This is a genomic window from Acinetobacter sp. WCHAc060006, assembly GCF_004209135.1.
Lineage (GTDB): Bacteria > Pseudomonadota > Gammaproteobacteria > Pseudomonadales > Moraxellaceae > Acinetobacter > Acinetobacter cumulans.
The window spans coordinates 1-11,390 of record NZ_SGSS01000013.1; the positions used below are offsets into that span (position 1 = coordinate 1).

Annotated in this window: 8 protein-coding genes and 1 pseudogene; 5 read left to right on the plus strand and 4 right to left on the minus strand. The window is 39.9% G+C overall.

Going from position 1 to position 11,390, the window contains the following annotated elements:
* Window positions 1–325 (plus strand): annotated as a pseudogene (locus tag EXE29_RS09240) (hypothetical protein); the annotation flags it as partial.
* A gap of 90 nt (window positions 326–415) precedes the next feature.
* On the opposite strand, the gene EXE29_RS09245 reads toward EXE29_RS09240, so the two are convergent.
* A complete protein-coding gene (locus tag EXE29_RS09245) occupies window positions 416–3,517 on the minus strand; it encodes a multidrug efflux RND transporter permease subunit (protein ID WP_120364493.1) in 3,102 nt (1,033 codons plus the stop codon).
* Between the two features lie 547 nt (window positions 3,518–4,064).
* Between EXE29_RS09245 and mgtE the strand changes: the two genes are divergently transcribed.
* Window positions 4,065–5,405, plus strand: a complete 1,341-nt coding sequence (mgtE, locus tag EXE29_RS09250; protein ID WP_228198763.1) for a magnesium transporter — start codon at window positions 4,065–4,067, stop codon at window positions 5,403–5,405.
* A 61-nt stretch (window positions 5,406–5,466) separates the two neighbouring features.
* Entirely contained in the window at window positions 5,467–6,063 is a 597-nt protein-coding gene (locus tag EXE29_RS09255; protein WP_120364495.1) for a DUF4112 domain-containing protein, read from the plus strand.
* Window positions 6,064–6,145: 82 nt separating this feature from the next.
* On the opposite strand, the gene htpX is transcribed toward EXE29_RS09255, so the two are convergent.
* Complete coding sequence (gene htpX / locus EXE29_RS09260) at window positions 6,146–7,051, minus strand: protease HtpX (RefSeq protein ID WP_106986435.1); 906 nt, start codon at window positions 7,049–7,051, stop codon at window positions 6,146–6,148.
* 134 nt (window positions 7,052–7,185) lie between these two features.
* On the minus strand, window positions 7,186–8,061 hold the full coding sequence (locus EXE29_RS09265) for a lytic transglycosylase domain-containing protein (protein ID WP_106986434.1): 876 nt from the start codon (window positions 8,059–8,061) through the stop codon (window positions 7,186–7,188).
* Window positions 8,062–8,562: 501 nt separating this feature from the next.
* On the opposite strand from EXE29_RS09265, the gene ttcA reads away from it, so the two are divergent.
* Both ttcA and EXE29_RS09275 read left to right on the plus strand, forming a co-directional pair.
* Window positions 8,563–9,492, plus strand: a complete 930-nt coding sequence (gene ttcA, locus EXE29_RS09270; RefSeq protein WP_106986433.1) for a tRNA 2-thiocytidine(32) synthetase TtcA — start codon at window positions 8,563–8,565, stop codon at window positions 9,490–9,492.
* A 223-nt stretch (window positions 9,493–9,715) separates the two neighbouring features.
* Entirely contained in the window at window positions 9,716–10,099 is a 384-nt protein-coding gene (locus EXE29_RS09275; RefSeq protein ID WP_106986432.1) for an SCP2 sterol-binding domain-containing protein, read from the plus strand.
* A gap of 96 nt (window positions 10,100–10,195) precedes the next feature.
* Here the strand turns inward: EXE29_RS09275 and EXE29_RS09280 are convergent, their stop codons facing one another.
* Complete coding sequence (locus EXE29_RS09280) at window positions 10,196–11,308, minus strand: MltF family protein (protein WP_106986431.1); 1,113 nt, start codon at window positions 11,306–11,308, stop codon at window positions 10,196–10,198.
* Between the last annotated feature and the right edge of the window lie 82 nt (window positions 11,309–11,390).

The following is an 11,390-nucleotide window of genomic DNA, read 5'->3' on the forward strand; positions in this document are numbered from 1 at the left end:
AACACCTGCAACACCTGCAACACCTGCAACACCTGCAACACCTGCAACACCTGCAACAACATCTATGCAACCGACTGTACAGACAGTGGTAGAAACATCAGCCGTTAATACACAGGAACCTGAACAAGGTGCGCTGGTAACTCCTACAGCAAAAGTACAAGAAGCAAATGCTGAACATCAACTTGAGCGTCGTTTGGATGAGGCGTATGTTGAAAATCCATCAGCGGATGTAGTGACTGCAGAGATAGGAACAACGGTAAAGCCTGTTATTGAGCAGGTTGTTGAAGTAGCGCAGAATACGACATCTACAGTACAGCCCAAATGATGTAATTGAAGATCATATTGTCTAAATTTTAGGTTGATCGGTAGCACATAAAAAAAGACGCATTTTGCGTCTTTTTTTATGTTAGAAACTTTATTTTGTTGGGCTGGCTTTGGGTTTAAACCATGTGCGGATCATCACGAAGGCAAAAGGAATAAAAATGAGAACCAAGACCGTACCAAAAATCACCCCACCAAATACACTGAGGCCGATTTCTTGACGGCTGACTGCGCCAGCACCTTGTGCAAATATCAGTGGAATAACACCTGCACCAAAGGCCAATGATGTCATTAGGATTGGCCGAAAACGTAATGAAGCTGCTTCTATAGCTGCATCAATCACATGTTTGCCTTCGCGCTGTGCCATTGCAGCAAACTCAATAATTAAGATGGCATTTTTACACGATAAGCCAATGGTTGTGAGCAGTGCGATTTGGAAATAAATATCATTTGGGAAACCACCCAAGAATGAAAAGATCACACAGCCTCCAATCCCTAAAGGAATCGCAATCATGACCGCAGCAGGAATGGACCAACTTTCATATAAAGCCGCTAAACATAGAAAAATAAATCCGATAGAAACAGCATATAAAAACAGTGCTTGATTACTGGTTTTTTGTTCCTCAAAAGACAGTCCGCTCCAAGCCAAATCAATATCTTTGGCTTGATCTACCAAGCTTGCGACTTGTTGCATTGCTTGGCCTGAGCTAACTGCTGCAGTTTTGTCTGCATTAACTTCAAGTGCACTATAACCATTAAAGCGGTTGACCAATTCTGGACCACCAGACCAATTAATGGTAGAGAAGCTCGCAAAGGGTACCATTTCATTTTGATTGTTGCGTACAGACCAGTATTGCAAATCTTCTGGTGTAGCTCGGAAGGGCGCATCACTTTGTATCATGACGCGTTTAATTCGGCCTCTATCAATAAAGTCATTGATATATTTACCACCCAATGCAGCTGATAATGTACTGTTGATGTCAGCCATCGCGAGGCCAGAAGACATGGCCGCTTTAGGGTCGATATTAACCTCTAATTTGGCTTTGTCTGGCGCAGCTTTTTTATCAAGATTTTCAAAACCTGAGTATTGCGCAGAATCTTGCTTTAATTGCGTGAATTGCTGATTTAAAAATTGACGACCTTGGCCATTAATATCACGAATCCAAAAACTTAGGCTGTCGGTATCTCCTAAGCCAATCACAACTGGTGGTGCAGTAATGTTAATTTTGGCATTGGCATGACTACGGAAATAAGCATTCGCACGCTCACGTATGGCATTGGCATTATTTTTTTGCCCACTACGTTCATCCCACGGCTTGAGCTTAATAAAGCCTTGGGCCATGTGTTGACCTGTACCCGTACGGTTGCTGCCATAGCGGAGCATAACCAGATCAACATTATTTTTTTCATGTTCTAAGAAATAATCACGAACCGATTCACCCACTTTCATGGTCTGTGACATTGGTGCATTGTCTTGTAAGGTAATTTGTACACTTAAACGACCTTGGTCTTCATTGGGTAAGAAGCTGGATGGTAAGGCACGATAAAACAGTGCAAACACAAGAATAAGTGCAGCAATGATTACAAAGCTCACCCATTTAAAATCAATAATGGTATGGCTAAGTTTTACATATTGATGTTTTATAGCTTCAAGCAAGCGGTTAAATCGCGTCGCCCAAGTAAATGGTTGTGTCGTTGGTTTTAAAATAAGTGCACACAATGCAGGTGTAAGTACTAACGCGACTGCAAGTGAGATCGACATGGCAGTAATTAAGGTCAGTGCAAACTGACGATAAATGACCCCAGTAGAACCACCAAAAAATGCCATTGGAATAAATACAGCAGTGAGCACCAAGGTGATACCAACCAGAGCGCCACTAATTTCATGCATAGAAGCTAAAGACGCTTGTTTGGCATCTAAATGTTGTTCGTGCATCAGCCGTTCAACATTTTCAACTACCACAATGGCATCGTCCACCAGTAGGCCAATGGCCAGTACAAGTGCAAATAAGGTGAGGGTATTAATACTCAAACCTAAAAGCAGGAGTACACCCATTGTGCCTAAAAGTACGACAGGAACAGTAATGGCAGGAATTAAAGTTGCACGCCAGCTTTGCAAAAACAGGAACATCACGACAATAACCAAAAGAATGGCTTCAAATAATGTTTTGACCACTTCTTTAATGGATTCACGGACAAATGGTGTGTTGTCGCTTGGATAAACCAGTTTATAGCCATTTGGTAAAGACTTAGACAAACGGTCGACGGTGTCTTGAATACGTTTTGCAGTTTGAATGGCATTAGCACCAGAGGCTAAAGAAATAGCCATACCTGCAGAAGGATAACCATTAATGCTGTTGTAAGATTGGTAATTTTCTGCACCTAACTCTACTCGTGCAACATCTTTTAAATAGACAAAACTACCATCAACATTGGCTTTTAAAATAATATTTTGAAATTCTTCAGGCGTTTTTAAACGAGAGCCCGAACTGACTTTGGCATTTAAATATTGTTCTTGTGCGCTAGGAAGTTCACCAATACCACCAGCAGCCACTTGCGTATTCTGTGCTTCAACTGCTTTTTGAATATCACTTGGGATGAGGTTGTATTTTTTGAGTTGATTTGGATTTAACCATATCCGCATGGCAAACTTTGAACCAAATACGTCAACTTCACCAACGCCTTCAACGCGTCCTAATTCGCTCTCTAAATGCGTCAATAAATAATCAGACAGTTCAATATTGCTGCTTTTATGTTGCTCATCATATAGGCCAATCACCATATAGGTATCACCTAAAGACTTGAGGACTCTAACCCCTTGGCGTTGGACATCATCTGGTAAGCGACTTAATACACTATTAATAGAGTTTTGTACTTGAACTTGCGCTGTATCTGGATCAGTACCATTTTCAAAACTAATATTAATGCGGCTACGGCCATTGGCATCACTGCTGGAGCTAAAATACAGTAAATGATCCAGCCCTGTAATTTGCTGCTCTAATATTTGGGTGACGCTTTCTTCTACAGTTTGCGCATCTGCACCTGAATAGGTTGCGCTAATGGAAATACGCGGTGGCGCGATATCTGGATAACGCTCTACAGGTAAATTTAATAATGCAAATACACCAGCAACCATCACAAAAATGGCCAGTACAAAAGCAAAAATAGGGCGCTGGATAAAATATTTAGAGAGCATAATTTAATTACTTTCCATTGCGCTGAAAAGTTCCATTTATAGGTTAAGCTACGAGCGCCAACGCTTTAAATCAGCCAAAATAGACTGAGCATAAACACAGAAATTACTTTGTACTTATATACTAAAAACATGAATAAAAAATGTAGCTCATGCAACAAGTCTAAAAAATAAATACAACTTGATTGACTGCATGCCTTTGCAAGCGTGCCTATATGTTACAAATGTAAACTGAAGCCATGATTGGATTTAAGGAAAATATAGATTATCTCTAAATAAAGCACTTCATTATGCTTAGTGATTAAATTGCGCATAATTTAAAAATATTTTTACTTTGGCTGGGTCTTATGGTTTTTGCGTGTGTAGAGTGCTCTGCAGTTTGAGGTTCTATCTCCAATCAGTACAAGCGTTTTAAACCCATTGAGAATATTTATTTATTGTACTTTTGGGCTTTTATAAGCCGACTTGAGGGCATAATGAGTATAAAGAATGTAGTAAAAATTTATAAAAAATGAAGATGACATGAATGCATAAATAAGTGGAGGCGATGATGGTTGAAAGAGAAAACTTAGTTGAGCAAATAAAAATCGCAATCCAGTCCCAACAATATGAACAGGCTAATCATTTATTACAATATTTAAATGCAGCCGATATTGCACTGGTACTACAGCAATTTAAGCCAAGCACTCAGGTGCAGTTATTGCATTTATTGGGAAATAAGGCTGATGTATTTTCATTTTATAGCCCAGCCGAGCGCGTTAAATTAGCTGAGCAACTGAATATTGCAGATTTGGTTGAAATAATTGAGCAAATGCATTCAGACGATAGTGCAGATTTGGTCAAGGCATTATCGTCCATCGTACAAAAGCAATTATATACCCGACTCAGTTTAAATAAGCGACTACAAATTCGTTCCTTAGCAGCATATCAGGAAGAATCCGCTGGCGCGATTATGAGTTTGGATGTCGCGACTTTGCCTGCGGAAATTACTATTCAGCAGGCGATAGAACAACTCAGACAAGATACGTCTAATCCAGATACCTTGTACCAAATTTATATCGTGAATGAACACAAACAACTGCAAGGCGTGATTTCATTACGAGAAATGATTTTAGCCAATCCTGAGGACATCATTGCCGATGTAATGCATAAAGAAGTAATTTATGCACATGTGGATGATGACCAAGAAAGCGTTGCTAAAAAGCTTAGTTATTATGATTTTATTGCTTTGCCAATTGTGAATGATCAAATGCAATTACTGGGTATTGTGACCTATGACGATGCTTTGGATGTGGTCAGTGAAGAAGCCACTGAAGATTTTTTAAAAGCGGGTGCGGTCAATGCCAATAGCAAACTGAGTTTAAAAACAGCGCCAATCTTTCAGCTCTATCAAAAGCGGGTATTTTGGCTGGTGTTTTTAGTATTTGGCAGTTTGCTATCGGGATTTGGAATTGCACACTTTGAAGATATTATTGCCACAAATTTAGTATTGGTGTTCTTCTTACCTTTATTGGTTGGCAGTGGCGGAAATGCAGGATCACAATCTGCAACTTTAATGGTGCGTGCCTTGGCAACAGGGGATGTGCATTTTAAAGACTGGTTTTATCTGATTGGCCGTGAAAGTTTGGTGGCATTATGTCTTGGCGCCACGATGGCAATTGCCGTCTCTGCATTGGGCTATTACCGTGGTGATGAAATGGTCGCTTTGGTGTTGGCACTCAGTATGATGGCAATTGTGATGTTGGGTTGTTTGATTGGTATGAGTCTGCCATTTATATTAAACCGCATGGGGCTAGACCCAGCCAGTGCATCTGCACCCTTAGTGACTTCTATTTGTGACGCCTCTGGAGTATTGGTGTATTTATTTATTGCCTCTCAGCTATTACTTTAAGTAAGTTACTATGGATTTATAACTTATGTTTTGCCTGATTTAATCGCATTTGGACAATACAATGACCGAAAATAAACAGATTAAAAATCTTGAAAAAAAATTGTCAGAGCAAGAGGTGATTCGCTTAGAACGTGACTTGGCTAAATTTGCCAACATGATGGACTCTGTCATAAGGATTCCATTTACTAAGCAAGGCGTAGGTGCGGATGCAGCTTTAAGTACCATTCCTATTGCAGGGGACATCGCAGGTTTTATTTTGACCTGTTATGCCATTATGAAAGCCAAACAAATTGGTGTACCACAGCAAAAATTAAACCCTGTGATGAAAATGGCAATGTTAGATGCTGTTGTGGGCTTTATTCCTATTGTAGGAACGGTATTTGATGTTTTTATTCGTCCAAGTCGTAAGGCCTTAGATGTGGTACATACGCATATTCGTGAAGAATATCAAATTCGTAGTGATACACACGTGGTGCATCCTTTTTTGCACGAACAATTAGAACAGAAGCAGCAACATTCAGCTTTTTGGCGTAATCCAATTGTGGCGTGGATCTGGATTCATATTCCAGACTTGTTGGGGCTGTTGTTCATTGTATTATTTTTATTTGCGATGTGGATGGGTGGTGTTTGGTTGTGGCAATGGATACAGCATTTTTAAATGTGATGTATTTAAACAACAATACAGACATTAAAAAAGCCTCCGCGAAGGAGGCTTTTTTCATCGAATACTTAAGCTAACATTATGGGCAATCTAATTGCTGTAATGCGGCAACACGTTGTTCGATTGTTGGGTGAGTTTGGAACAAAGCAGCTAAACTAAAACCTTCTTCACGTCCTGCAGAAATCGCAAAAGCTTTCATTTCTTTAGGCATTGCATCTGGCATTTCAGATTCTGCTTGTAAACGTAACAATGCAGAAATCATGGCTTGTTTGCCTGCTAGGCGAGCACCCGCTTCGTCTGCGCGGTATTCGCGATAACGCGAGAACCACATCACGATAGATGAAGCAAGAATACCAAACACGATATCCAGCACAATCGTAATCACAAAATAAGCGATACCAGGTGCTTCACCTTCTTCGCGACCAAAGACATTACGGTCAATAAAATCGCCTGCAACACGTGCAAAGAACATCACAAAGGCGTTGACTACACCTTGAACCAAAGCCAAGGTCACCATGTCGCCATTGGCTACGTGGCCAATTTCATGTGCCAATACAGCGCGAAGTTCGTCTTTGTTCATACGTTCTAGCAAACCCGTTGAAACAGCGACAAGTGCGTCGTTTTTGTTCCAACCTGTTGCGAAAGCGTTAGATTGATAAGAGGGGAAAATACCAACTTCAGGCATTTTAATGCCAGCACGCTGCGCAAGTTGAGCAACTTCTTGTAAAAGCCACGCTTCAGCTTGGCTACGCGGTGCGTTCGGGTCGATAATTTCAGTACCAGTGGTTTTTTTCGCCATCCATTTAGACATGAATAGAGAAATTAAAGAACCAACCATACCAAACACAAAACAGATTACCATTAGGTTGCCAAGCTGTAAGCCGCCTGCGCCGTGGTAACTGCCGACACCGAAGAGTGACAAAATAATGCCAGCTACAATCAGTACCGCGAGGTTGGTTAGCAAGAACAAACCAATCCGCATCATTGAGAAAATCCTCGTATTATGGAAAAATAATCTGATCTACAAATCATAATCATTAAGTTCAATATGAGGTGAAAGTCTAATAATTTCAAGAAATAATTAGTAAATCTCTCAGAAAAAAGAAAAATGCTGTCTTTTTAATCTTTAAAATAGATATGTGCAGAGGCAGTCGCATTGGCCGTGGTATAGGAGCCTGGTGCATCAGTAAAGCTATTGCTCGCATTTTGAATTACATGACGCTGATATTTATTACTGGCTTTAAGTTCAGTCGATGTTTCATTTTGCTCATAATTGGCTGAGCTAGCAATGATTTTGCCTGCACCTGAATTTGATGCCGTACTGGTATTGTAATCGCTGATTGTACTTGCGCCGTTTGCATATAAGTTGTTATAGCGACTGGTCACACGGCGTACATAGTCTTGTGTTTCACGAAAAGGTGGCACACCGCCGTACTTTTGCACATTGCCTTCTCCTGCATTATAACCAGCTAAAACTAAAGACGTGTTGCCATTAAAGCGCTTGGTTAACCATGCCAAGTAACGTGCACCTGCCATAATGTTTTGAAATGGATCATAAGCATTTGACACATTAAAGCGTCGAGCTGTTGCTGGCATCAGTTGCATTAGACCTTGGGCACCGACTGGGGAACGGGCATTCACATTAAAGCCAGATTCAGTATGCATGACGGCTTTAATTAAACCTTCAGAAACACCGTGTTGTTGAGCGGCCTGTTTAATAATGTGGTCGAAGGCATTTTTGTTACGGCTATAGCTGGGCAAAACTGAAGATTCGTTTGATCCCCAGTTATTATAAGTGTGGATATTACTGTCTGGATAATAGGTCACTTTCACTTTTGTGAGTGATTTATCTGCACTTTGACGGTTGGTGAGTAGGGTGCTGCCTTGTTTATCTTTATAAATATAAATTTTTCCTGCATGGCTTATTTCAACCATGCCGAAAGACAGTACTGATCCCAAAATGCAAAATGCAAAATTTTTTGATTTATTTTTCATTGTCGTCGTCGAAAAAACTTCTGTCCCCAAACAGTACAAATAGAGTGTAGCAAAAATAAAAGCGATGAAAAGCTTTGATCTGTTTATTTATCGGCTAGTTTGTAAAAAGCAAGTCATTTTGCTGATTCAATAATCAAAAAAAATATTTATTTTTTTTTAATGAGCATAACTTGACACATTTAAGGTATTGATATTTAAGGAATATTAAATTGATCAAAAAATGATCAATCTAAATGAAAGCCTTAAAATAAGGGTGGATCAAGCTGTCAAGCCTTTTAGAATCCACAAAGTTATCCACAGCTTTTGTGGAAAACTGTGGAAAAGTCCAAAAGATAAGCATCTTGGCTAAAAAACAGACGCAAGCGTTCAAATTTACCGCGCTTCGATTACTTGATTATGACTGTATTTTGACAATTTATGGAATTTACATTCTTTTAATGCGGTGAGAGAGCGAATCAGCTAAAATTGCGCGGTTATTTTATTTATGGGTTAATCTCGTCTATGTACTCGCCAGTTGAGTCCGAACAAGGATTTAATTTCAAGCCTGAACTGCCTACCAGCTCAGCTTACTATCGTTTGCTGAAAAAGCTCCGTCGCCAAGTCGGTCATGCGATCCGCGATTTTAAAATGATCGAAGATGGTGACAAGGTTATGGTGTGTATTTCTGGTGGTAAAGACAGTTATACCTTGCTGGATATCTTGCTTCAGTTTAAACGCATTGCGCCAATCAACTTTGATGTGGTTGCAGTTAACCTTGACCAAAAACAGCCAGGTTTCCCTGAAGAAGTACTGCCACGTTATTTAGAAGAAAATAACATTCCGTACTATATCTTGGAAAAAGACACTTATAGCATCACAAAAAAACTTACCCCTGAAGGTAAAACTTATTGTGCTGTGTGTTCTCGTTTACGTCGTGGTTCTTTGTATGGTTTTGCGCAAGAAATTGGTGCAACTAAAGTGGCTTTAGGTCATCATCGTGATGATATCTTGGCGACTTTCTTTTTGAACTTGTTCCATGGCGGTAGCTTAAAAGCGATGCCACCAAAACTTTTATCTTCGGATAAAAAGAATATCTTGATTCGTCCACTGGCTTATGTGGAAGAAAAAGACATTATCAAATATGCTGAAATGCGCAAGTTTCCAATCATTCCATGTAACTTATGTGGCTCGCAAGAAAACTTACAGCGTGCCATATTGAACGATATGCTTCGTAGCTGGGATAAAGAATATCCAAAACGTTTGCACAGCATTTTTGGTGCATTGCAAAATGTATCACCATCACAATTGGCTGACCGAGAATTATTTGATTTCGAAGCGCTAGATAGTGAACGTGAGTTTGACTTCAAAGAGGGTGCATGCTCAACTGAAGAAGCACCAGAAGGCGAAAGCAAACGCATTAACATGGTGAATTTAGGTTTTGTTGCGGACTAAGTTCTAAAGGCATTCAAAAAAGCATCTGAAACTCAGGTGCTTTTTTTATGTATTTGATTTTATTCATTGTTGTATGGTTTTGATTAAAATTGAACGGTGCGTGCAAAATTCTTTAGCTATTTTGCAGGTGATCATGCTATAACAAGCGACAAGCAAAAAATGCTTCTTTTAAAATGCTGTCTGGATAGGCTGCACACACGAACAAAGAGATTGAGGATAGAACATGCCAGCTTTTTTAACTGACGATTGGTTTTCGACTGTAGAAACTCTAACTGCTCAAGCAGGTGACTTAAACTTACCACCAGCTCTGGCAAATCTTGCGATTAATTTGGTTGTTGCAGACGCTTCTGGCAATACTGAATTGTCTTTAGACGGTGGCGCAATTAAAAAAGGCTTATCTGCAAACGCAAAAACAACGCTAAACATGGATGCTGAAACTTTACGTAAAGTATTCCTTGAGTTTGATATGGCTGCAGCTATGCAAGCATTCATGACAGGCAAAATAAAAGTTCAAGGTGACATGTCACAATTGATGGCACTGCAAACTGCAAAGCCTAGCCAAGAACAAAAAGACTTATTCAAAAAAGTACTTGAGCAAACGGCTTAAGACTCATGAGATGAAGTGAATCACTTCAAATCAAAAAAGCTTACCCTTGGGTAAGCTTTTTTTTTCGATCTTTGAGCGAGGCGTATAAAACTAGCTTTAGATATTCACCAATTGCGGTGTGGTCTTAATATGCTCTAAATAGGCACGGATACGTGTGACATATTGTACAGCTTGACGATAACGACCATTGCTGGCTTTGTTACGGTCTAAATAAGTGTAGAGGTTCACCCATTTGTTTGGATTTTTACCCTGAGCTTTAATTTTGCTTTGCAATTGCGAAACTGCACCTGGCCCCATGTTATATGCAACCAATGCATACCAGTTACGGTCAGGCATTGGGATATGTGCATATCGTGCCAGCATTTGATCATAGTACTTCGCACCGCCTTGGATGCTTTGCGCTGGATCTGTGCGATTACTTACACCCATTGCTTTCGCTGTGCTGTTGGTCAGCATCATCAGCCCGCGTACGCCAGTAGGTGATACAGAGTCCGGTTTTAAATATGACTCTTGATAACCAATAGCTGCCAATAAATGCCAGTCAAGATTATATTGCTGTGCAGTTTTCTTAAAGCTTGCCTTATATATAGGCATACGTTTGCTCAGATCCCGTTGGATCGTGTTGAGCGCATCTTGCTTTAAAACATTACGATTATAAAAAGATGCTAATTGCCCAATGGAACCATTTTGCTTTGCACGGCAAATAAAACCACTTGCAGTTTGGCTAAGTGGATCACTGGCGTCTTTAAAAACCCAATTCAGGTTGCTATTTAAGCCATTTTTTTGCAGTGAAACGGTATCGCCACAGCTCGCAGAAAATGAAGTTAAATGCTTAGCTTCAATCGATTGAATGCTACTGGTGGTCATGGCGAAGTTGGCTTGACCTTTAGATACCATTTTTAAAGCGGTTGCATTGTCTGGAACAATTTTAAAATCAAGTTTTACATTGATGCTTTCTGCATAGTTGCGCGCAAGGTCATAACCAAAGCCATGTAAGTGCTGGCCATCTTTAAAGGCAGTGCTTACATCTGCAACTGATACGACAATTAGTTTGTTGCTATTTACAACCGAATCATATTGATGGGTTGTCTTACTTGCATTAATACTGTGAAACGGAATTAAGACAGTACTAAATACAAATGCTTTTAAAGGGAGAGAGTTTAAAGAGTTAAGGCAAAGCCTCGACCCAGAAGTTGAACTACTGTGCATGTTGTCTCCGCTACAAGTAATTTATGCCCTAAAAAGTGAAGACAAAAAATGCCTCATACTTTCTCAAGTTTGATAAATTCAA